24 protein-coding genes are annotated in these 23536 nt (G+C 43.8%); 17 read left to right on the top strand and 7 right to left on the bottom strand.

Translation table 11 applies throughout. The features are described 5' to 3' along the window. Positions 1 to 198 precede the first annotated feature (198 nt). The 5 genes from ABD943_RS02800 to ABD943_RS02780 all read right to left on the bottom strand — a co-directional run bounded on the left by ABD943_RS02800 (position 199) and on the right by ABD943_RS02780 (position 2976). Positions 199 to 561, bottom strand: a complete 363-nt coding sequence (locus ABD943_RS02800) for a hypothetical protein (RefSeq protein ID WP_345291667.1) — start codon at positions 559 to 561, stop codon at positions 199 to 201. Continuing rightward, positions 558 to 887 (bottom strand): hypothetical protein, encoded by a 330-nt coding sequence (locus ABD943_RS02795; RefSeq protein ID WP_345291666.1) that lies wholly within the window; start codon positions 885 to 887, stop codon positions 558 to 560. Before ABD943_RS02795 ends, ABD943_RS02800 begins: the two co-directional genes overlap by 4 nt. Positions 888 to 976: 89 nt before the next feature. Beyond that, a complete protein-coding gene (locus ABD943_RS02790) occupies positions 977 to 1459 on the bottom strand; it encodes a hypothetical protein (RefSeq protein ID WP_345291665.1) in 483 nt (160 codons plus the stop codon). Then, entirely contained in the window at positions 1456 to 1677 is a 222-nt protein-coding gene (locus ABD943_RS02785) for a hypothetical protein (protein ID WP_345291664.1), read from the bottom strand. The genes ABD943_RS02790 and ABD943_RS02785 overlap by 4 nt, the downstream gene beginning before the upstream one ends. A gap of 12 nt (positions 1678 to 1689) precedes the next feature. Then, a complete protein-coding gene (locus tag ABD943_RS02780) occupies positions 1690 to 2976 on the bottom strand; it encodes a hypothetical protein (RefSeq protein ID WP_345291663.1) in 1287 nt (428 codons plus the stop codon). 168 nt (positions 2977 to 3144) lie between these two features. Here ABD943_RS02780 and gshA point away from each other — a divergent pair, with 168 nt between their 5' ends. From gshA to ABD943_RS02750, 6 genes are all read left to right on the top strand, one after another. After that, positions 3145 to 4716, top strand: a complete 1572-nt coding sequence (gene gshA / locus ABD943_RS02775) for a glutamate--cysteine ligase (protein WP_345291662.1) — start codon at positions 3145 to 3147, stop codon at positions 4714 to 4716. A 65-nt stretch (positions 4717 to 4781) separates the two neighbouring features. After that, a complete protein-coding gene (putP, locus tag ABD943_RS02770) occupies positions 4782 to 6395 on the top strand; it encodes a sodium/proline symporter PutP (RefSeq protein WP_345291661.1) in 1614 nt (537 codons plus the stop codon). After that, positions 6395 to 6874, top strand: a complete 480-nt coding sequence (locus ABD943_RS02765; RefSeq protein WP_345291660.1) for a GNAT family N-acetyltransferase — start codon at positions 6395 to 6397, stop codon at positions 6872 to 6874. The genes putP and ABD943_RS02765 overlap by 1 nt, the downstream gene beginning before the upstream one ends. Before the next feature lie 139 nt (positions 6875 to 7013). After that, positions 7014 to 7466 (top strand): universal stress protein, encoded by a 453-nt coding sequence (locus tag ABD943_RS02760; protein ID WP_345291659.1) that lies wholly within the window; start codon positions 7014 to 7016, stop codon positions 7464 to 7466. Between the two features lie 329 nt (positions 7467 to 7795). Further along, positions 7796 to 8479, top strand: coding sequence for a SatD family protein (locus ABD943_RS02755; RefSeq protein WP_345291658.1), 684 nt, complete (start codon positions 7796 to 7798; stop codon positions 8477 to 8479). A gap of 3 nt (positions 8480 to 8482) precedes the next feature. Then, a complete protein-coding gene (locus ABD943_RS02750; RefSeq protein ID WP_345291657.1) occupies positions 8483 to 9232 on the top strand; it encodes a DUF3307 domain-containing protein in 750 nt (249 codons plus the stop codon). Here the strand turns inward: ABD943_RS02750 and ABD943_RS02745 are convergent. Continuing rightward, positions 9229 to 10077, bottom strand: a complete 849-nt coding sequence (locus ABD943_RS02745) for a DUF6279 family lipoprotein (protein WP_345291656.1) — start codon at positions 10075 to 10077, stop codon at positions 9229 to 9231. The genes ABD943_RS02750 and ABD943_RS02745 overlap by 4 nt on opposite strands. 232 nt (positions 10078 to 10309) lie before the next feature. Between ABD943_RS02745 and ABD943_RS02740 the strand changes: the two genes are divergently transcribed. Beyond that, positions 10310 to 12469 carry a pilin gene (locus tag ABD943_RS02740; RefSeq protein ID WP_345291655.1) on the top strand — a complete coding sequence of 720 codons (2160 nt, stop codon included), beginning with the start codon at positions 10310 to 10312 and terminating at the stop codon, positions 12467 to 12469. 62 nt (positions 12470 to 12531) lie between these two features. Here the strand turns inward: ABD943_RS02740 and bamJ are convergent, their stop codons facing one another. Next, positions 12532 to 13152, bottom strand: a complete 621-nt coding sequence (gene bamJ / locus ABD943_RS02735) for a BamJ family beta-barrel-assembly machinery protein (RefSeq protein ID WP_345291654.1) — start codon at positions 13150 to 13152, stop codon at positions 12532 to 12534. Between the two features lie 167 nt (positions 13153 to 13319). Here bamJ and ABD943_RS02730 point away from each other — a divergent pair, with 167 nt between their 5' ends. From ABD943_RS02730 to ABD943_RS02685, 10 genes are all read left to right on the top strand, one after another. Beyond that, a complete protein-coding gene (locus tag ABD943_RS02730) occupies positions 13320 to 14222 on the top strand; it encodes a recombination-associated protein RdgC (RefSeq protein ID WP_345291653.1) in 903 nt (300 codons plus the stop codon). Next, on the top strand, positions 14219 to 15643 hold the full coding sequence (locus ABD943_RS02725; RefSeq protein ID WP_345291652.1) for a TonB-dependent receptor: 1425 nt from the start codon (positions 14219 to 14221) through the stop codon (positions 15641 to 15643). The genes ABD943_RS02730 and ABD943_RS02725 overlap by 4 nt, the downstream gene beginning before the upstream one ends. Before the next feature lie 116 nt (positions 15644 to 15759). After that, positions 15760 to 16044 (top strand): GIY-YIG nuclease family protein, encoded by a 285-nt coding sequence (locus tag ABD943_RS02720; protein WP_345291651.1) that lies wholly within the window; start codon positions 15760 to 15762, stop codon positions 16042 to 16044. A 6-nt stretch (positions 16045 to 16050) separates the two neighbouring features. Next, positions 16051 to 16536 (top strand): YchJ family protein, encoded by a 486-nt coding sequence (locus tag ABD943_RS02715; RefSeq protein ID WP_345291650.1) that lies wholly within the window; start codon positions 16051 to 16053, stop codon positions 16534 to 16536. A gap of 87 nt (positions 16537 to 16623) precedes the next feature. After that, positions 16624 to 17469, top strand: a complete 846-nt coding sequence (locus tag ABD943_RS02710; protein WP_345291649.1) for an ABC transporter ATP-binding protein — start codon at positions 16624 to 16626, stop codon at positions 17467 to 17469. 11 nt (positions 17470 to 17480) lie between these two features. Further along, entirely contained in the window at positions 17481 to 18767 is a 1287-nt protein-coding gene (locus ABD943_RS02705) for an ABC transporter permease (RefSeq protein ID WP_345291648.1), read from the top strand. Positions 18768 to 18785: 18 nt separating this feature from the next. After that, positions 18786 to 19013, top strand: coding sequence for a SlyX family protein (locus ABD943_RS02700; RefSeq protein ID WP_345291647.1), 228 nt, complete (start codon positions 18786 to 18788; stop codon positions 19011 to 19013). A 103-nt stretch (positions 19014 to 19116) separates the two neighbouring features. After that, entirely contained in the window at positions 19117 to 20451 is a 1335-nt protein-coding gene (locus tag ABD943_RS02695) for a class II fumarate hydratase (protein ID WP_345292677.1), read from the top strand. A gap of 71 nt (positions 20452 to 20522) precedes the next feature. Then, the gene (locus tag ABD943_RS02690; RefSeq protein ID WP_345291646.1) at positions 20523 to 21629 is read left to right on the top strand and encodes a hypothetical protein; all 1107 of its coding nucleotides are present in this window, start codon (positions 20523 to 20525) and stop codon (positions 21627 to 21629) included. Next, complete coding sequence (locus tag ABD943_RS02685) at positions 21617 to 23533, top strand: M14 family metallopeptidase (protein WP_345291645.1); 1917 nt, start codon at positions 21617 to 21619, stop codon at positions 23531 to 23533. Before ABD943_RS02690 ends, ABD943_RS02685 begins: the two co-directional genes overlap by 13 nt. The last annotated feature ends 3 nt before the right edge of the window (positions 23534 to 23536 follow it).

Below are 23536 nucleotides of genomic sequence, written 5' to 3'. Positions count from 1 at the left end.
AGGGATAGCCCAATTTAATCAAAACGAGACAGGATGTCGAGTTTGATGGCGCGTGAGTAACTTTGTTGAGCGGGGGGAGTGCGAAGCACCTAGCGTCTGGGGTGCCTTTTCTTTTGGTTCGTTTTCTTTGGGCATGCAAAGAAAATGAACATTTATAGTACTTAGCTATTATGTAGGAGTTAGCTACCCCAATTACGTTTAATCATTTATTACGTTGATTTCTGAAACAAGCAGTATAATTTCACTATTACATAAAGTACCAACATGCCGTCCTTGTAGTTCATAAGTAACAAGATTTTCAGCAGAGAGTGCTTTATATGTAATACCTTTTACCTCAACCCTTTTCTCATTAATTTTCTTATGTCTTTCATAAAAAGAAGGATCTAAAGCTAAGGGAATACAGCCATTGCTGACTGTAAGTGATGCTGTAAATTCTGGTGGAGTAAAGTGTAAATCCAGTACTCCTTCTAGCTCACAATGCTTCCCAACAGAACAATCTTCAGATGAATATAGTAAAGGAGAGCAAACTATCAATATGAAAACGATAAATAATTTAATCATACTCCCGCCATTAAACTCGCGACTAAAGCGGTCAATAACACAGCTAAGATAACCTGCACGATGGCGATCAGTACGCCTTTTATGAAGGTCGTTCCTAGAACAAGCATATAGGCAATGGCGGCGACGGGTACGGTGACGAGCCAGCCGTAGGTGTTGTCTAAGCTTGGGAAAAAGTGATATACGCCATACTGGAATAGGGCGGAGACGATTAGGGCGAAGAGGCAGTTAAAGAAGCCGGTGTTTTTGGCGCCGATAAACTGTGCGGCAAATTTTAGTGGTAACACAAGTAGAATGACTACAATGATTAAACTGATTAATGCTTCCATGAGAGTTCCTTGTAATGAATGGGTTCTATTGCTTTATACGTGATGGGTTACGGCTCAAGCCTAACCCATTCTATCTTATAAAGTTAACATTATGGCGTTGGCTCTGATTGATTCTCTGACGCATTGCGAATATGCATCATTAAGCTTACGCGGTCTCTTTCGAAGCGATAACCAAAACTGAGTAGCTCACCAAAAATCACACCGCAACCAAAATCTTGGTTGCTGCTTAGGTCAGGAATTTTTTTTATTCTATGTGATACCCACTTTTTAGCTTGTTGCTTCGCTTTGCTATCTTCAGAGGTGACTTCTTGCCATATTTTTGGATATTGGGGCTTTACTTCAGTTTCTATTTCTTGGATTGACGTATTTATTTTCTTTACTAGGTTTGGGAAGTCTTTATCCAAAAGATCCCCGCATGAGCTTTTTTCAAACTCCGTGTACAGTTCGGATGTCCCAACGAGTTTTTCTAGGTCCCTTTTTATGAGCAGTCTGTAATCTGTGGCTGCTTCAGCGGCAAACGGCAACATGACAGTAAATGTAACAATACTTAAAGCCTTCTTGGTAATTTTCATGATGCTTTTCTCGCTGAAAATAAGTTATAAATCATCATGCCGATAAAGAACAGGCCAAAAAACACTCCAATATCAATCAATAGTTTTCCAATATCAAAAGGATCTTTGAATAAGCTGTAGTTGAAGTCCATGAAGTGGAAAAGGGCTTTTGAACCAATGAAGGCAAAGATAAAGGCGATGAATGTTTGTGCCATAGAGGGTTTGTTTTTATTACTCACTGTATTGTCCTTTTATAGTTGTACGCATCTTATGTTTTTGTGATCACTATGTATATCAAGTGGTACGCAGAGAAGCTTTTGCTTGTCTGATTGTTCTTTTTTGATGAAGAAGCTGCCTGTTTTGTATGGATTTAGTTTCGCTGTATCGTGTTGCTCAAGGTACGCTTCATTAATGGCTGCATCATGGGGCTGTTGTAAACGCCAATTGAGGACTGCAATTTTCGCGTCTAGATCAGAAACTCTAAATACATAGTCGTCATAAGCTGAGTCAGCAACTGTACTGAGTATCCATCCCGAATAGTTTCTGTACTTATTTATTAAACTGACCTCGTCTGACGTATACCTTTCTGTATCGTAAGCTTTAAGTTGTTGATGCGGTGGAAGCACACTCAACTCGTTATATTTTCTAACAAACTCATAGCGGTAGTTAAGCATCATGTTTTGCTTTATGACAGCTTTATTAATAAGTGAGTACCATGGAAACTCAAAGTGATTACTCATCGCTGAGCCAGACAAAGTTTCGTACCCCATGACCTTTTTTAAGCTTTTTTCCTCTGGGGATAGTTTTGTAAAGCTTTGAGGGGCTTCGGTGATATTGTTGATGTGTAGTAGGTTATAAAATTCAATATTATGATTTACTAGCGCGACATAAATCATTTTCTCTATCAGGGAGCCTGATTGAGCTAGTTTTGCTCGCGTCTGTTTAAGTAACTGAGAGTATTTCTGATTGAGGGTATTTTCATCTTCAACCGCTAATAGCGCTATTAGGCTGATATTATTGGCTTCAATCAAGTGTTGGTAGCGGGGCATGCTTTGCCAATTACCGATAGGGTGCATGAGTTGATAATCTGGCATGCCTAAGAATGTTTGATAGCGCTGTAGTAACGTAGCGTTGTTTTGAATTATCTCGTCAATGCTGTCTTTATTATTTACGAGTTCTTGGAAACAAGTGGCGTTAAATATTCTGCATATTCTATCGGGTTGTACTTTTAGGCCATTATTAATTTGGTAGACACTGAAGTAATCCTTTTCTGACTGAGGCTCACCCGTAACTTGAGGAATAGGCTGCGCCAATGCTTTTTGGTGGATTGCTTTACCGACCTCTATAGGATTTGCTTTCTCAGGAGCCATCAAACCGAGGAAGTAAAAATAGGCATCATTATCCTTGTTTACAACGTTTTGTGTTCTTTCCATCCACGCTTTGGTTTCCGGCTTCAAGTCATCATCAATTTGCAGTAGACCAAGAATTACCACTAGCAAGACGACGATAAATAAAGTTACTTTGAGTAGGAGTTTCATTGTGGTTCCATGTTATTAGTATGTGTCCGATGCCGAATTATGCCACCGAACCATAGACAATTCCAATCTATGCATAGTCGCTATACATTATATAACAAACACTTATCTTCAAAATAGCCGAGCACTGTGGCATAGTAAGCAAACTATTTTCTATCCCGCCTGTGAGATATGTTTGAGCCTAAATTAAACCGGGCTGCTTTATCCTTTATCGAGAGTGAAGCTGCGGAAACCTTGACCAAGATCAACCGTGGTATCGAGAAGGAGAGTTTGCGAGTCACGCCTGATGGGTATTTGTCATCAAGACCACACCCGAAAGAGTGGGGTTCTGCTTTAACCAATCAATACATTACGACCGATTACTCTGAGGCTTTGCCTGAGTTAATTACACCTGTGACCAATGAGCGTGATGGGCCGCGTCACTGGTTGGATGATATTCATCGATATATCTACCAACACATGGGGGAAGAGGTCCTTTGGGTGGGGAGTATGCCATGCATTATGACCCGAGAGGAGGATGTTCCCTTGGCGGAGTATGGCTCGTCAAATGTGGGCATGATGAAGCATGTTTATCGTCGTGGCTTGGGTTATCGCTATGGCCGATACATGCAGACCATTGCTGGGGTTCATTATAATTTTTCGTTACCTGATGAGTTTTGGCCTAGTTATCAGGCGTTTCATGGTGACTCGTCGGAGTTGCAGGACTTTATCTCTGATCAATACCTCGGCTTAATTCGTAACTATCTGCGTTATTGCTGGCTGTTACCCTATTTGTTTGGGGCTTCGCCTGCGATTTGTAAGTCGTTCATGAAGGGTGGGGGCGGTGCTTTCTTAACCGAGGACTCGGATGGCACCATGTACGGTGATTATTCGACGTCGTTGCGCATGAGTGACTTAGGCTACCAAAATAATGCTCAGGCCAAATTTTCAATACGACACAATGACTTACACGAATATACGGCAGAGTTAGAGCGCGCCATTCGAACGCCTGATGAGTTTTATCAAGAACTGGGCGTTGAAGTTGATGGTGAGTATCGTCAGTTGAATACTAACTTGCTACAGATTGAGAATGAGTATTACGCCAAGATTCGACCAAAACGCGTTATCAATAGTGGCGAACGTCCGACGCAGGCCTTGAATCGAGGCGGTGTACAGTACATCGAAGTTCGTTCTTTAGATCTAAACCCGTTTGAGCCTTTGGGGATCAGTCAGTCTCAAATCGACTTCCTAGATATCTTTATGCTGTTCTGTTTATTGCAGGAAAGTAAAAACCAGTCGGATCGTGAGAATGCTGAAAATGATGAAAACTTCCGTCGCGTGGTTTATTACGGGCGCAAGCCAGATTTGAATTTATTGCGAAATAACCGCTCTTTACCCCTAAAAGAGGCGAGTTTGCAGATTTTTGAAGATATGCGTCCGGTTGCAGTATTGCTCGATAAATGTAACCATACGCGTGCTTATACGAAAGCACTGTCTGAAGCCATCGAGATGGCTAACGACCCATCAAAGACCTTATCAGGACTCTACTACGACGCTATAAAGCGTAGTGGTAAGGGCTATTTCGGTTACACGATGGAGCTTTCAACTAAAGCTCAGCAGCAGTTTTTGTCACAAGCAGTCGAGCCGCGAATACAAGATTTGTTTGCGAAAGAAGCTGAGAAGTCGATCATTGAACAGCAAGTGATTGAGAAGAGTGACAGTCTCAGCTTTGAAGAATACCTTAAGCAATATTTTGCCGAATAGGTCGTTATACATACGCTCAATATAAGAGCTGCTGAGCCAAACTAACTTAAAATTAGAGGAGTAGTATGGACTCTAGTAGTACAGCTTTATTTGAACTTTGGGGCATGAGCATTGGCCCGATCGAAATTGCTTTCGGTCTTTACCTTGTTTTCATGTTAGCCATCGGTATTTGGGCTTATAAAAGAACCAATGATTCTAGCGATTACATGCTCGGTGGACGAGGTCTTGGAGGCGCGGTAACAGCTTTGAGTGCTGGTGCTTCCGATATGAGCGGTTGGATTCTGATGGGCCTCCCAGGAGCCATTTATTTCTCCGGCTTGTCTGAGTCTTGGCTAGCGCTATTCTTAATCATCGGTGCTTACATTAACTGGAAGTTTATTGCGGGTCGTCTTCGTTCTTACACGGAGATTGCAGACAACGCGTTAACCTTACCGGATTATTTCGCGGGCCGTTTCCACGATGGTGGTAAATGGTTACGTATTGCTGCGGTTGTCGTTATGATTGTCTTTTATGGTTACTACATCGGTTCAGGCTTAGTGGCCGGTAGTAAGTTGTTTGAGTCAAGCTTTGGCTACGACTACAACACCGCGCTATTAGTCAGCACAATCGTTATTATTTCTTATACCTTCCTTGGTGGTTTCCTAGCGGTAAGCTGGACAGACTTTTTTCAAGGATTGATCATCGCGATTTCACTAGTGGTTGCCCCAATCGTATTACTCGTTGAGTACAACGGTCTGGCAGGTATCACTGAAGGTGTACAAAAAGCTGGCGAAGCCATGGGCAAAGATCATTTAACGAGCTTTACAGCGGGTTTGTTTGACGCTGATAACGCCTTTAAGTGGATTACTTTCTTGTCATTGATGGCTTGGGGCTTAGGCTACTTTGGTCAGCCTCACATCTTGGCACGCTTTATGGCGATTAAAAGCGTCAACACAGTGCCACAAGCGCGTCGTATTGGTATGACGTGGATGGCGGTTTGTGTACTCGGTGCGGTATTTGTCGGTTTCGCCGGTATTGCTTACTTCGGTGGTGACTTCGCAGCGAGTGAATATAAGTTGTTAACTCAAGAAGAAGTAGCAACCTTAAACACGTCAGCAGGTGCCGAAAAAGTCTTCTTATTATTAACGCAAGCATTGTTTAACCCGTGGTTAGCAGGCTTCTTGCTGGCAGCTATTATGGCGGCCGTAATGAGCACCATTGACTCGCAGTTACTGGCAGTTTCAAGCTCAGTAACAGAAGATATCTATAAGCCTCACATGCGTCCAAACGCTTCGGAAAAAGAGCTGGTTTGGGTGAACCGTTTTGTGGTGATTCTAGTGGCTGGTATTGGTATCTGGGTCGCGCTCGGCGAGAGCAAGAATGTTCTTAACCTTGTTGGACAAGCGTGGGCTGGATTCGGTGCGGCCTTTGGTCCGGTGATTATCCTGTCATTGCTGTGGAAGCATATGACTCGTCAAGGGGCGTTGGCCGGTATTATCGCCGGTGGTGCTTCGGTATTGATCTGGGATTACATCGGTAACAATACGGACATTGCCTTGTTTGGACTCTATGAGTTACTGCCTGGCTTTATCATTGCTATGGTAACCATTTACATCGTGAGCAAAATGACCACGGTGGGTGAGCAAACGGCGAACCAATTTGAATGGTATAGTAACGAGTTTAAGAAGTATAAAAGTTAATGAGTAACTTCGTTATTCGGGAAGCGGTGCGTGAAGATGCGCCGCTTATCCTGGAGTTTGTTAAAGAGTTGGCTGACTATGAAAAAATGTCAGACCAAGTGGTTGCGACGGTTGCTGATATTGAATCAACAGTGTTTGCGCCACAACCCAAAGCACACTGCTTAATCGCTGAAACCGATGGGCAGGCCGCGGGTTTTGCTCTTTACTTCTACAGCTATTCAACATTTCTCGGCAAGCACGGTATTTATCTTGAAGACCTGTTCGTGAAACCTGCTTTTCGAGCCCAGCGCATCGGCTTAGGTTTACTGCAACACCTGTCTAAAGTTGCCGTTGATAATGACTGTCAGCGCCTAGACTGGTCAGTTCTTGACTGGAATGAGCCGGCTATCAACTTCTATGACGCTATTGGGGCTAAGCCCCAAAAAGAGTGGCTCGGCTATCGTTTAACGGGGCAGGCCCTGAAGGATTTTGCGAAGTAGAATAACCGCTGGTTTTAAACGCCCTTAACTGGGCGTTTTTTATGTCTGTTCCTTGCTTTAAAAGCTTGATTCAAAGCAAGATTTCCTCGATTTGCTGTGCTACAGTTTATGCATAGACTTTATTAACAAGGAGTTAATTATGTCATTGTATAACCATATTGTGGTTGCGGTCGATTTACGCAAAGAAAGCAAAAAGGTCATCAAGAAAGCTCAAAATGTCTTGGCTCAAGGCGGTGTTTTAGAGTTGCTGCATGTGGCCGAGCCGATTGACGCTGGGTTATGGGCGGGAGCGCCATTTGGAGCCGTGGTGGTCAATACCGAAGAGCTGGAGCAGGAAGCTATGAAAGCTAAAATGAAGCGGTTAGAAGCGCTCGGTAAACACTTCGGTATTTCAGAAAGTAAGCAGCATATCGAAATCGGCAAGCCGTCCCGCGTCATCAAAAAATTTGCAGGCGAGCAGGGTTGTGACCTAATTGCTATCGGCACTCACGGGCAAAACGGTTGGGAGCTGCTGTTAGGCTCAACCGCCAACGGTGTGCTTCATGGTGCTCCATGCGATGTTTTGAGTGTGCAGATGAAAGTAAAGGATTAAAGGTTACCCAACGCTCACTCACAAGAATTAGAGTTACTCTGACGTATCCTTTGTACCCTTCTTTGGCTGAACCTCTCTGTTTCAGCCTTCATAGACTTTTTTTACTTTAACCCCTATCGATATTGTCTTGAACCTTGATATACTTATAATTGCGTATATATTGACAATATACATTTTATGGCGTATAAAATAAGTTATACGCTATTTCGCGTAATTGCAGGTGCGTTCTCCTGAGGTGCCAGTTTTATGAGGTGCTAGTTTTTTGAGGTGACAATCTTCTGTGATAGGTGATCTAGCAAAGCCTAGCGGTCGAGGGTGAGGACGTTGTGATGAGTGAAAAGACAGAAACAATAATTAATGGTCTGCCGCAAGTAGCAGTTATAACTGGTGATATTGTTAATTCTCAAGGTTATGAGCAGACGAATGATTGGTTATCTGCGCTCAAGGAGTTACTGGGTGAGTGCGGTGATCATCCAAAAATGTGGCAGGTGTATCGTGGCGATAGTTTCCAGCTTTTGCTTAAAGATCCTAGTGATGCCTTATCGATATCGCTAAAGTTAAAAGCGACTATTAAGCGTTTTAAAGAGCTTGATGTTCGTATCGCGATTGGGGTGGGTGCTTTAGAGCATGAAGCTGAGCAAGTGTTGCAATCTAACGGTGAGGCGTTTGCATATTCTGGCCGAAAGTTCGATTCGCTCAAAAAACAGACACTTGCGATAAAAACACCCTGGCAAGACTTGGACAAAGCGTTTAATCTATTCCTCAAATTAGCTTTGCTGACTATGGATGATTGGTCTGAAACCCGTGCAGAAGTGGTGATGGCAAGTTTGCAGCACCCGCAAGCGACCCAGCAGGAGATTGCAACGCTATTGTCGATACCACAAAGCCGGGTTAGTGAGCGCCTTTCTCGAGCGGGTTTTGAAGCAATTAAAGAAACTGAGCAGTATTATCGTGCAGCAATAAAAGAGCGGTTAGCTGCACTATCAAGTCATCATGGTAAACGTACAGAGTAAACAATGACCTTATTATTATTAAAACTACTAATGGCGCATTTAGTTGCAGATTTCTTGATTCAGCCGATGTCTTGGATCAAGGATAAAGAGCAGCGAGCGTTTGTTTCAAATAAGCTTGTGTTGCACTCTTTAGTGCATGCTGTGCTTTACGCCATGGCGTTTGCATTTGCTCCACAATATTGGCTGGGGTGGTTGGTGTTAGTCGTTTCGCACTATGTGATTGATGGTTTTAAGTCGGTCAGTAATCGGTATATCCGCCAAGAACAGTCGTTATTCTTTAACCGTCGTAGCTTGTTTATCATGGACCAGTTGTTACACGTAGGGATTATCGTGGCTGTGGTGGGGTATTACTTCCCTGAGCTTTACGAATTTTCTATTGCGGTCGAGCAGTTATGGCTGCTCGCTATTACCTTGCTGTTAATCACCAGAGTGTCGTCGATTGTTATTAAGGTTTTAATTTCACGCTGGTCACCGGTCAACATCGACGATCCAGGACAGACCAATCATTCTCTGGCGAACGCAGGAAGCTACATTGGATTTTTGGAACGCTTATTTATCTTTGTGTTTATTGTGACCGGACATTGGGAAGGGGTTGGCTTTTTATTGGCCGCTAAATCAGTGTTCAGGTTTGGCGATCTGAAAGAAGCTCATGATCGCCGTTTAACCGAATATATCTTAATTGGAACCTTGATCAGCTTTGGTTTAGCTATTGCTATCAGCTTAGGCTACGTTTATCTCAAAGGCGTCGTTTAATCGGCGTCTTGTACAAGCTCTGAAAAGTCCTCGCGGTACTCGTTAAGGTATTCGATAAAGTGTTCAACTTGTTCGTCTGAAAGAGTCGTAAATAGCGTTAACTGGATCTTTTTGCGTAAGGCATCATTCGCATCAGACAGTTTAATGAGTTCAGAAGATCGCAGTTGGCGAGGGTTACGTAACAAGCTGCGCAAGGCTTTTTGGCCTGACTCTGATTGGCGTTCAGCTAGCGCAAGCGAGAACGCATTACGCCATTCTTTTAAATAGTCCAGCCTGAGTTCGGTCGTAGGCTGTATCTTGTTAACTAACTCTATGATCAATGTTTCTTGCTCGCTGCTTAAGTCATCAAACCATTCTTGGTATGACTCAATAGTGGTTTCAATAGCCTTCTCTCGACGCTCTTCTGACGTTTGTTTGGAGAATTCTTGGCGTTCTTTCTGTGCAGAAGCGTTGATATTGTCCATTAACTCATCAACCTGTTCGTCATTTAATTGCGCCAGCTCATTGACCGCATCATCAAGCACTTTATCCAGAATCGTGTAGTAAAAACTAAGCAAGCGTTCGCCATAGCTGTCGTAGTTTTCCGCGACGGTTTTATTATTGAGATCGGCAATGACATCATCAATGAATTGGTTGTAACGGGGTAACTGTGTGGTTCGGTGCCAATACGCATGTTGTTCAACCAGTGACTCAATGCGTTCCTCTTGGGCACTGCTTAGAGTGACGTAGTCATCGGCATACCAAGTGGATACCCACGCAATACGGTTGTACCAGAACTGAAAGCCACAACCTTGTAACATGAATAAAAAGAACGCGATAACAACAACTTTAAATGATGATTTCAAAATACACTGCCTTGGTTAAAAGTGGTTAATACGTTAGGGAATAATCCGGCAAGAAGCAAATTTCTATTGTTTCTAAGTGTTAGTTTACGGCACGATACTGAATGTTATGTGAATTTTAGGCTTAGATGAAAGCATATCTGATTGAGATATTCTGCTCAGGATAATAAACTAGCTCGTGATTTTATAAGGCAATTCCCTTAAGGACATCGACAAAAGTAATGCAGAGGATTTCATGAATACGAGTAATAAGAATAAAGTATCAATTAAGAAGGTGCTGTTTGCAGCGCTAGCGTGGGGACTGATCATTTCAGGCTGTTCTGACAGCGATAAGAAAAGTGTTGCTAAACCAAGCTTTAAGGTGGAAAGCTTAACGACCAGTGCCTGGTTATACGGTTCTTTACCGCAAAATACCGTGGCTTATGTGCGAGCGCCTAACCTTTGGGCGGGCTTTTCGGCGAAAGAGGACAGCTTCAAATATGCACTTGGCAATGAACAGCATGTCAAAGTCGTTCAGCAAATACAGCAGGGATTGCAAGAGAATATCATTAGCAAACTGCAAGATCCGGCTAAAAGCTTGGCCGAATTTTATGTTGAGCACACCACTGGGCCGGTAGAACTGGCATTTGTCAGTCAAAATGGCCAACCGGTGATATTGACGGGTACTCGTTTAGATTACCAAGATGAGACAAGCTTTAATGAGGCTCTGGTCAATCTGATAAGCGGTATTCCAAATGCAAATCATATGCCACAAGATGATGCTGCTAAAGGCGTCATAGGCTTCGGCCCGGGCGCTGCGGTCTATTACAGCTACGATGCCAGCAATCAACGCTTTTTACTGATCAGTGGTATGGGTGTCTCAATCACCAGTCTTGAAAATGCTGCGGCCACTATTAAGCCGAACGATAAGCATGAAATGTTGACCTTAGAACAGGATATTGATGCGAGTCACCAAGGGTTATTTGTCTGGGCAAGCCCGAAGAATGCGATGCCGTTTATGCAGATGGGAATGCAGCCTCAGCAAATTCAGAAGTTGAAAGAGCTTGGTGTGGATAAAGCGAATGGTCTAGCGTTTGGTTATGGCGTTACTGGCGGTAAAACACGTCTTAAGCTGCTTCTTGACATGCCATCAGATGATGGTGAGCGATATTTGCCAGCAGTTGAGAACAAGGTGACCGTTAAGTCTGTAGGCACGCCGAAGTGGGCTTCTGTGATTTCGATTCCAACGGCTATGGAGACTGAGAAGCTAGTCAGTAAGTTACATACAGCCGGTATTGAGGACGTACAGTCTTGGCAGGAGATCAACAGCAACATGGAAAAGGCACTTGGCCTTAGCCTTGAAACGCTACTGAATACTTTCGGTCCTGAAGTCACCGTGTTCAGTGATGCCGTAGGCACTTTTGCAGCGGTGACGTATAACAAGGGCAACATCGAGGCTTTGCTAAAAAAAGCACAAGCTCAAGATGCCGCAAAGGTTGAGTACCAAACTTACCAGAAGAACTCGACGGTTGTTCACCACTTATCATTAGCGCCGCTTGGTGGAAAAAAGGGATTTGCTGCTCAGTCAGGTGGAAGTTCAAATTTTGCACCAGCTTTGATGGCAAACTACCAAGAAAATATTTTCTGGATCATTGAAGGTCAGCAAGTAATATTCGCTTCAGTGCCACAGTTATTGTTGGAAAGACAAAAGCGTGGCGCGGATGTCAGTATTGCTAACTGGTTCGAAGAGAGTCAGGGCTATGACCCAACAGGCACCCTGATTGGCTTTACTGCATCAGTCGATGGCTTATCGCGTAGCAGTTACCATTATTATGCCGAGTTGCTGATCATTTTGTCGGATCTAACGGGTGCAAATATCGATTTGCTGGCGCTGCCGACAGCGGATGAGTTAGGGTTCCCAGAAAAAGGAGCGATAGGTTTCAATATTCGTTCGGATAAAGACATTCTTGGCATTGAGTTTACTTTTGAGAATGGCGGTACTGATTTATTCCTTGGATTGGGTTCGACCAGCTCTGTCGCAGTGATCGGTATTTTGGCTGCTGTTGCTATTCCTGCTTATCAAGATTATACGATTAGAGCTGAGACGTCAGCGGGAATGTATGCTGCTGAAGCGGTGAAAGTACAGATTACGGAAGCGTTAATGCTTGGTGCTGATGTTGAAGACTTGGATAACGGCTATGAGAACATTCAAGCCGCGGAAGAGTATGGCAACTCGGCGATTGAGAAGATCGTGGTTAATGATGGTGTGATGACGGTATTCTTCAGAAATCAACGGTTAGGCTATGGTCCACAAACGATTGTGTATGTTCCAGTATTTGAAGATGGCCATATTACTTATTGGGATTGTACGGGCGGTACCGTTGATGAAAAACACAGACCTGCTCGATGTCGTTAATACCGCTAGTCTAAAAAAAGGTGAGCCTTAGCTCACCTTTTTTAATGCTCGAAACAGAGTTATTAGGCAACAATATCTAATAATTCGATTTCAAATACTAGCGCCTGGTATGGGCCAATTGCGCCGCCCGCACCACGTTCACCGTAGGCGAGGTTATAAGGAACGTATAACTTCCACTTTGAACCGACCGGCATTTTCTGTAGTGCTTCTGTCCAGCCTGGAATAACGCCACCAACAGGGAACTCTGCTGGTTCGCCGCGCTTATAAGAGCTATCGAACTCTTGGCCATTGACCAAAGTACCTGCATAGTGAGTTTTGACGGTTGATTCCGCGGTAGGAACGTCACCAGAACCTTCTGTGATCACTTCGTATTGTAAACCGCTATCCAGCACAGTAACTTCGTCGCGTTTAGCATTTTCAGCTAAGAAAGCTTCGCCTTCAGCAGCGAACTCTTTCGCTTTTTTGGCGTTTTCTTCTTCAACAACTTTCTGAATTTCTTGGAAAGCTGCATTTAAGTCTTCGTTAGAAACTTGGGATTCGTTGCCTGAAAAGGCGTCTTGGATACCAGCGATAACGGCATCAATCGTAACGCCTGGGAAGGCTCCGCTTACTTGCTGGCCCATTTGGAGGCCGATACCGTATGAAGCTTTAGCTTCTGTTGTTGAAAAGTCTGTCGTTGACATAGTGTCTCCATCAAAGGTGTCTAAGAAGCTCTAATGGGGGTGATTTATCAATTTTAAACCTGACTCACGTGGATTCTTGGAAATTAATCGAAAAAGGGTCAAAGATGGCTAGTATCAACTGCGGGTTTTGGCATAATACGCAGTCTAATTGATGGTGGCTTAGTCTTATGTGGTTTAAAAACTGTTTTATCTATTACCTCAGCTCAGAATTTGAGCATTCTCCAGAATCTTTAGAGGAACTTCTTAAAAATCAGTCGTTTAAAGATATAGGGCGTCAAGAGACTGATGCTTTTGGTTGGGTTTCGCCGTTAGGACGTGGCTATGAAGGGCTGGTGTATGCGGCTAATGGAGCTTTTCTGCTCTCTATGCGTAAAGAACAAAAGGTCATTCCAGCAAGTATGGTCAAAGAGTCGCTTGAAGATCGAGTAAGCCAGATTGAAGACGCTGAAGGCCGAAAAGTTTACGGTAAAGAAAAAGCAAACCTCAAAGATGATATCTTGAGTTTACTTAAGCCTAAGGCACTTACAAAGTCGAGTCATACTCAAGGTTATATTGATACGCGCCATGAGTTACTGGTGGTTAATGCCAGTAGCGCGAGTGCGGCTGATGCCTTTGTTGAGCTACTAATTGAATCGCTAGGCTCGCTCGGTGCCGTGCGTCTTATGGGCGAAGAAAGTCCAGGAGCTATCATGAACCAGTGGGTACTGGGCGAGTTACCGGACGACCTTGAGTTAACAGGGCAGTTTGACCTTCAAGATCCTAAAGATGACCGAGTGGTAAAGATTAAAGGTGAGCAAGATTTAGAGCTGGTCAAAGAGTTAATAGAAGATGGTTTCTGGGTGCAAAAAATGGGCCTTCGACGTGCCGATGAATTTAGCGCTGTACTGACTAGCGACTTGCTGCTCAAAAGCCTCAAGTTTGAGGATGAGCTAGTGAAAGAGAATGATGATATTGATTCTCAGGACAAGCTGGCACGACTGGATGCCGACTTTGTCTTAATGACGCAAACTATGGCACAATTCATTAAAGAGTTAATGCAGCACTTTAAAGTCAATCCGGACAAAGAATGATAGAGCACGACAAAAACCTAACAACAGAGCAGAAAGCTTTAGCGGTTAATTTAAATGACCAGCAGTACGGGACATTCGTAGAAATTGGCGCAGGCCAAGAAGTCGCTCGGCAATTCTTCTCTGCGGGCGCGGCTGCTGGTACCGTAGCCAAAACCATGTCCGCTTACGACATGCAGGTGAGCGATGATATTTACGGCAAAGCGGGGCGTTATGTGAGTCGTGAGCGCTTAGAGCAGATGCTGGATTATGAGTATGATTTATTGCGTAAGCGTTTAGACGCGGTGCGCTCGCAAGAAACATTGTATTTCAGCTACGCGGCGACGGTAACTGCTAAAAGCTACAGTCAGAAAAATGAGTGCCATGGTTGGATTGGTATTCGTCTACAGCTTGAGCCTGGCGCACCAGCCAGCGAAATATTGATGCATGTGCGCATGCTGGATGATACCAATCGTGAGCAATCTGAGGCCTTAGGCATTTTAGGTGTTAATGTGGTTTATGGTGCTTTCAACTATAACCAGGCTCCTAAAGTGTTTATCGAGTCGTTACTCGATAATTTGATCAATCCGTTTGGTCAGAAGCGTATTGAAATTGATTTGATCCACTTTTCAGGACATCAGTTTAGTGATGTCGAAAACCGCCTGATGAACCTGCACTTGGTTCGCTCTTGGTGTTGCCGTGCTGTCATGTTCGACGCAAAAGGTAGCTCAGAAGTGCCGATGAGCTTGCTCCGAAAGAAAGACGTCTTAGTTATTCGGGGCTCTTTTAAGCCACCCACCAAAGTCCATGTCGATATGACCGAGGCGGCGATGAAGCAGTTCTTGGAGGAAGATGGCGTAGAGAGTGACAAGGTGTGTACTGTCGCTGAGATTACCATGGCCGAATTGGACAGCGACGTTGAAACTGAGGATGCGGACTTTTTAGCGCGTGTCGACTTGCTCAATAAACTGGGTTATAACGTGTTGATCTCAGATTACCTCCGTTTCTTTAGGTTACGTTCATGGATGCGTCGCTATACGCAAAATCGGATCGGTATTGTTCTCAGCATTTTAGACTTTGACCAGCTGTTTGACGCGAAGTACTACAAAGGTCTCGAGGGCGGAATCTTGGAAGCAATGGGAAAGTTATTCTCTGGCAATACCAATGTTTACGTCTATCCAACCCGACGCGATAACAAGCTAATAACGCTGGATAACGTTGAAGTTGATGATAATGCTCAGTACCTTTTAAAACATTTAACCTATAACCGACTATTGGCGCCAATCGAAAACTGGAATGATGAAAACCTCCATATTTCAGCGCGTCATATTGCGACAAAAATCCCGCTGGGGCAGGGCGACTGGGAGCAGCAGTTACCAGAAGAAATTCGTGAAGTCATTAAAGCGCGTTGTATGTTTGGGTATTGTGAGTTGCCGGAAGCGTAGAAGTTATAAGGAATAAGATCCTGACTTTCGTCAGGATGACATCCCTTAGCAGGAAGCGACTACTGTCATCCTGAACTTGATTCAGGATCTTGAAATTAAGATAAGGAAGTTTTTGTGTGAAGGAGTACTACGTTTATATTATGGCTTCTAAAAAAGGCGGGGTTATTTATATAGGCGTGACCGGAAACTTGGTAAAGCGTGCTTACCAGCATCGTAAAGGACTGGTCGAAGGGTTTACAAAAAAGTACCAAGTAAAGAAGTTAGTTTATTTTGAATCATCCAATGATATTAATGATTGTTTGCGAAGAGAAAAGCAACTAAAGGCTTGGAGAAGGCAATGGAAAGTTACTCTTATAGAATCGAGCAATCCTGAGTGGAATGATTTGTCAGTTGAGATCTAATTGATTATGCAGAGAAGCTTATGTCCTTGCGGTAAAAGTGTTAGTGGCACGCTCCTTGACTATCAGGAGTGCTGCCAGCCTTTGCATCAAGGTAAAGAGGTTGCTACAACGCCTGAGCAGTTAATGCGGTCACGTTACAGTGCTTACTATTTCGGTTTGGGGCAATACATCTACGACACTCATCATCAAGACTTCAGAGGGAGCGTTAGTCCCGAAGAGTTAACGGCAAGTGCTAAGTCTACTCGCTGGTGTCATTTAGAAGTAATTGCTAGCTCCCAGCATGGCACGTCGGGGACTGTGGAGTTTAAGGCAAGCTTTATCGACAAAGATAAATTGCATACTTTTCATGAGGTTTCGAATTTCATCCTAGACAATGGCTCATGGTTTTATACGGACGGTGATTTTAAGCCGAAAGTCTCTCAGAAAATCAACCGTAATCAAGCGTGTCCTTGCGGTAGTGGTACTAAAGCTAAGCGCTGTTGCTTCTCTTAATTGGTAAATTATCCTGCAACTAAACCTTTTCCTTTTTAAAAGCATCTAATGTAAATTAGATGCAATAAATAACGACAGGGAAAAGGAATGATTCAAGTTCAAGCCTTACATAAACACTTTGGCAGTATCCATGCCGTCAACGACATTTCGCTTGATATTCAACAGGGGCAAATCTTTGGGCTTCTCGGGCCAAACGGTGCCGGGAAAAGTACCAGTATTTCTATCATGACTGGGTTGATTGACTGTGACTCAGGCTCGGTTAGTCTCGCTGGACTTAATCCTCAATCGAAAGAAGCCCGCTATAAAATTGGCTTAATTCCACAAAGTATTGCGCTTTATGAAGAATTAACCGCCATTGATAATCTCAGTTTTTTCGCATCACTTTATGATATCCCAAGCAAAGATTTAAGTGATCGTATGGATTGGGCGTTAGAATTTGTGAGCTTGCAGGAGCGCGCAAATGATCGGGTGTCAGGTTTTTCTGGCGGTATGAAAAGACGTCTAAATTTAGCCGCATCTTTGTTACATGATCCGGATTATATTTTTATGGATGAACCGACAGCTGGCGTTGATCCACAGTCGAGAAATAAGTTGTTTGATAATGTTTTGGAACTTAAAGAACTCGGCAAAACGATTATCTACACAACTCATTATATGGAAGAAGCGCAAAAACTTTGCGATCAAGTGGGCATCATCGATCACGGTCAGTTATTAGCGCTAGGAACGGTTGATGAGTTGCTTAAAAGTCATGGTGGCGACACTCAAATTAGTATCAGTTCGGATCAAGGTATTAAGCAATTCAAATCCGGGGATGTCTCTCAAGATTTAATTCAGGCATTAAAATCGACCGATCGTGTTTACGATATTTCTATGAATCGCCCAGATCTTGAGACGGTATTTTTAAACTTAACCGGCAGACAGCTTAGGGACTAAGGGGTTACTGTATGAAAAAAATTATCGCTTTGATGAAGAAGGATATTAAATTGCTTTTTAGGGATAAAATGGCAGTGTTTTTTACCTTTGTGTTCCCACTTGTGTTTGCTTTTATTTTTGGTTCAATCTTTTCAAGTGGCGGCAGCGGTTCTAAAGCTTTAAAAGTAGCTGTGGTTGATCTCGATCAAACCGAGTATTCGCAAGCTTTTATTGCGGATATAGAAGCTGCTGAAGAATTTAGCGTTACGTTGGCCACGGAAGAAAAAGCCAAAGACCTAGTCCGTCGCGGTAAGCGAGTGGCTTATTTTATCCTCCCAGCCGGTTTTGGCGATGATTACAAAGGTGTGTTTTCAGGTAACCCGCCAGAAATTCTTGTTGGTATCGATCCTTCTCGCAAAGCTGAGGCCGGTTACCTTGAAGGGTCATTGATGAAACTTGGAATCAAGCGCTTTGAACAAGCTTTCTCAGATCCTATGGCAATGTCAGAGCAATTGGATGCCTCAATCTCACAAATACAGCAGAGCGACGATATTCCCGATGAATGGAAGTCTTTATTGAGTGATTATTTGCCAAAAATGAAGCAACTAACGGATCAAGAAACGAGCAATGGTCAGAGCTTAAGTTTTGGGGCGAGCGGTGACGCTAATCCGATGATGCCGCTAAAGGTTACAAAGCAAGAAGAAGTGGTGAAGCGTTCGGGACCAAAGAATGCTTACGCCATTACTATTCCACAGGGCGTTATTTGGGCGATCATGGGGTGTGTTATTGGCTTTGCCATCAGTTTAGTACAAGAAAAAACGCTTGGAACAATGAACCGCTTAATTGTCGCGCCCATTAGTCGCACACAAATTGTCGCGGGCAAAGCGCTCGGTTGTTTTGCCGCACAAATAGCTGTGGTTACGATGCTGTTCGTAGTTGCTTACTTTATTCTAGGAGTGCGATTTAATTTACCAAAATTAATCATCGCGGCGATTGCGTCGGGTGTTTGTTTTGTCGGGCTTATGATGTTATTCGCATCTATGGCTAAAACCGAGCGTTCAGTGGCGGGTATTACCAATGCGTTTTTGGTCATGATGGGAATGATTGGCGGTGCCATGATACCGCTTTTTGTGATGCCGGGTTGGATGCAGGCGATCAGTAATTTTAGTCCGGTTAAGTGGGCTATTGTGGCCTTTGAGGGCGCTATTTGGCGGGACTTTAGTTACAGCGAAATGATGACTCCTGTATCAATTTTATTAGCGATTGGCATTGTTGCTTTTATTTTAGGTACCCGCATGGTAAAACTTGAGGAAGCCTAATCTCACCAACTGGTAACAATGAGTACACTGGAATCTTTACAACATCAGATAGATGAGCTTCAAACCAAAGCTGCTTTTCAGGACGATACGATTGAACAACTGAACCGTATCGTCACTAAACAAGACGAAGTTATACGATTAATGCAAGCTAGGTTTTCGATGATTGGCGATAAGATACAAGATATTGAGGCTCATCTTCCGAATAAACCCTTTAATCCAAGTGATGAGGTGCCCCCGCATTTTTAATCAGCAGCTGAACGGTGGGCATCACTTTGACTTCATTCAATAGAAGGAGGCTACCTTGGCTAACAAAACTGGCGTTAAAAACTTTCGAACAGAAAAAGATAGCATGGGACACGTTAAGGTTCCAAAAGATGCTTTATATGCCGCGCAAACCCAAAGAGCTGTCAATAATTTCACGATCAGCTCTCTAACCCTCCCACCTGACTTTATTCGACAAATTATTCTCATCAAGCAAACGGCCGCTGAAACAAACCGTGAGCTTGGTGAGTTATCAAAAACCAAATCCGAGGCCATTGTTAAAGCAACTAAACAGTTATTGCGCAATGATTTAATCAACCAGCAAAACTTTCCCATTGACGTCTTTCAGACGGGTTCCGGTACCAGTACTAACATGAATGTGAATGAGGTCGTGGCCCATTTAGCGTCAAACAAACGTACCAGCATTCACCCTAATGATGACGTTAATATGGGCCAAAGCAGTAACGATGTGATCCCGACGGCTATTTCAATGATGGCGACGGAACACCTCGTTGAAAAGCTAACACCAGCGCTTGAGAAACTGATTAATGTCATTAATGCAAAAGGGCAATCACTGAAATCAGTGGTCAAAACAGGCCGCACTCACTTGATGGATGCGATGCCCTTAACTATGCAGCAAGAACTCTCTGCTTGGGCTTACCAGATAGAACTGTCCTTAAAGAATCTTAAGAACATCATTCCTCAAATCAGTGAATTGGCACAAGGCGGGACAGCCATTGGGACAGGGATTAACAGCTCTAAAAAGTTCAGAGCGCAATTTGCTAAAAATTTAAAGTCGAAAACGGGACTTCCTTACAAGAAGTCTGGCAATGCTTTTGCCAGTATCGCGGGACAAGATAACAGTGTTGCCGTTTCAGGGATTTTAAACACGCTTGCCACCGCGTTAATGAAAATCAGTAATGATTTGCGTTGGATGAATAGTGGCCCCGTCAGCGGGTTAGGTGAAGTTCGCTTAAAAGCGATTCAACCGGGTAGCAGCATCATGCCGGGTAAAGTGAACCCTGTTGTGCCTGAAGCGGTAACCATGGCGGCTGCTCAGATCATGGGGAATCACACCAGCATAACTGTTGGTGCTCAGGCCGGAAATTTTCAGTTAAATGTCATGTTGCCAATGATTGCTTATAACTTGCATCAGTCGCTAGAGTTATCCGCCAATGCGGCTTCACAAATTGCTGTGACCATTAATGATTTTGAGCCGAACACAGATTTCTTGGAACAGCAGTTAAGCAAGAATGCGATTTTAGCGACGGCACTAGCGCCTGAAATAGGTTACGAAAAGGCGTCTGAAGTGGTTTATAGAGCACGTAAGGAAGAGCGAAGCATTCTGGATGTAGCTGTCGAGTTAACGAACTTGTCGAAGAAAGAATTAGCGCGTATTTTGGACCCTAAAAAACTCACGTAAATGCAAAACTTACAGGGTTGGAAGTGGTCTAAACTAGTGGAGTTATGTAAATAGTACTTTGAGGTAACTGTATGATAAATCGAACAATGAAGGCGCTGGCTATACCGTTGAGCTTGCTCTTGGCGAGTCAGGCCCATAGCGTTGAAAAAGGGCCTTTGCTGCTCTCGGAAGTTCCTTCTAGTCAGCTTTATACTGATCGCCAGGTAGCGCAGGTAAAAAGCGGTGACGAACAGTGGCAAAAAGGTCACGAGCTAAACTTAACGGGTAAAAGTTTTTTAGAAAAAGATTATTTACTCTATCAGAAAGTTCAGCAAACCAGCCTAGAATCAGTTGCCCAAAGTGACTTGGATTTCTTACGCGAAGCATCCAAGCATAAACCTCTGGCCTATCAAAAACATCCAGAAGGCCCGATAGCGACCCCTGTTTTTGATGTGGCTTCATTGGCTAGTCATAAGCTTTTCTTGCATGATGTTAATACACAAAAGCAACAGTTGTCCTCACAGTTATCGACATCTCCTGAACTTTTTGTCCGTCAAAGCATGGGCTCTGCAGTAGATACGGAAGCGGCTAGACAGCTATTAATAACACATTCTCAATTAACGCCAACGACAACCCACTTGCTGGTGAAAGGGTATCGTGAAGCCATTGAAGTCGGTGACGGAGCTCAGCAAAGTTTACTGTTATTAAAAACGATAGCTGAAGAGGCGAGTGACTTTGAGGCTGCTCAAGCAGTACTTAACGCATCAATTCGCTCACCACATAAACATCAACTATTGACCCAGTTGCATCGTTTTTTTAGTGACGCTGAACAAGAAGCGTTATTGAGTGAGCAAATCAACGGCAAAACAGACTTGGCATCACAAGCGATTATTCAGTATGGGCAATTAGCATCAAGCGTAAGAAATAATCATGTCTTATATTCAAACCTATCGGATGCAGCGTTGGGTGCGAGCAGTGCATTAGCGATATCGAGAGTGAATAAAACGCACCCTGATTATTCGGTCATAGTGAATAACCTCAAGCACAATAAAAGTTCGAGAACATTTACTGCAAACAACTTGTTGGTACTAAAGCTGACTGATAATTCAGAGTCAAGAGCGGTACTAAAGGATATTTTGGACAAAGGGTATATTCAGTACAGTGATATGAGAGCGGAGGTTGCGTCATGGTTACAATAACAACAAAGTTCAAGGCTGCCGCAGCCTTGGTTTCTATGGCATTAATCACTGCTAACACAAGCCGAGCAGAAGTTTTAAATTATACTGAAAACACCAATTCAAGTAATGAGTTAGCTATTGGTTATCCAGTACCAATACCTGTGGACTCGCTTACCGCGGTAGATGGTTTTCGAACTTACGATAGCCTGCACAGTCAACATCAATCGTTGGCCGTCACTCACGCAGAAATTAGCAGCACGATTGTAGGTCAAACTGAGAATAGTCGTGATATTTATGCTTACTTATTCAGTGATGCTGATAATCAAACGAATAACGGTCAGACTGAAGCTGCATTTTTTATTAATGGCACGATTCACGCTCGTGAGTGGCAAAGTCCAGAAGTTGTTACTGAGTTAATGGAGCAGTTAGCTGAAAAGAAAAACGATCAGAGTGTTGTTCAGTATTTGTTAGACAATACCAACATTGTCATTTTACCAGTGATGAATGTCGATGGTTTTTTACAAACTCAGCGCTTCCCAACACAAGTGACTCAAACGCCGGGTACTAATGCCAGCTCGTCGCCAGCTCAAAAGTTTGCCCAACCACGAGATGGGCGGATGCGTCGAAAAAATATGCCGAATGTTGATGAGGTGTTATCAACTGAAGGTGATCGTCTCAATGGTGTGGATTTAAACCGGAATGGTACCGTGTTTTTCGGCGTTCAACCTGATAACAGTACTCCATCGAGCTTGATTTACGGTGGGCCTTCGGCGCAGTCCGAGTCCGAGACTCAGGCGCTATTGGCTGCTGCACAACTGGGGCCAAGAAATCGACTGCGTTTTTATCAAGATACACACTCTTTTTCTCGAGTTTTATTTGTCCCTCAACCAAGTAATACCCGACGCAACGCTATTACCAATAGTTTGGCCTCGAAGTTTCAAAGTACGACCCAAGCGCAAGGCGCAAACTATTTTCCAGTGATCGATCAAGTCGGTAGCGGTATTCCAACGACAGCCGATTATTTCGCATACACCGATTTAATTCCGACTTGGACCCTTGAGATTGAGCCACCACAAGGTTTTGCGAATGAGCCCAACGGCGGTGCTTTTTACGGTGGAACAGGGGCCAGTCACTCCGGCTTTATTATGCCAGACAGCGAAATCGGACGAACTCGTGACCAGTTAGCGCCAGCACAAATATTGATGTTTTATCATCAAGCCGGGCCAGCCCATGTGACCAATGTGCGATTAGTTGATAGTGATGGCAATGATGTTTATGCGGCGAGTTGGAGCAGTGGTAATACAGGACGTAACTTAAATGTGGCGACCAATAACACGCTTAATGGAGGAGAAACTTACTCGCTGTACGTTAGCTTTAGTAAGCCGATGCGCGTTCGTAATAGCTCAGGGAGTATTACCCAGTACACTGGACAGTCTGCTACTTTAAGGCCGTCAGTCTCGATTTCAGGAAACGGTGGTAGCGGCAACTTTACACGTAATATCAGCGTCTCGAACAGCAACTGGCTAAATGCTGACGTTGATGGTTTCTCCTTTGATCAATACCATGATGATGCATTTAAAGTGGACTTTACCCTGCCTACTGATATCCCTGTCAGTTCAAACGCGGGCTCAACGTCCATTGCCATCAATATTTCGGCACAGGATCTGGCGGGATTATCGCTGGATGCTGATCCTTCAACCGTGGTTGACTGGAATTCTGGAGCATGGATACGTTATGAAAACTCAGATGGCCAAGCCGGTGACTCTGGTGGTATTGATTCTTCTTACAACTTATCAGTTTCTAATCAAGGGTTAACGCTTACAGAGCCGCAGTCTAGCGGTGGTGGAGGCGGCAGTTTCTCCTGGTCATTAGTTACGTTATTGAGCCTATTCGGCTTAATAGGTTGGAAGCGACGCTATCACTAAACT

The sequence above is a fragment of the Kangiella marina genome (genome assembly GCF_039541235.1).
Taxonomy (GTDB): Bacteria; Pseudomonadota; Gammaproteobacteria; order Enterobacterales; family Kangiellaceae; genus Kangiella; species Kangiella marina.
This window is presented reverse-complemented; position numbering and strand designations above follow the sequence as displayed.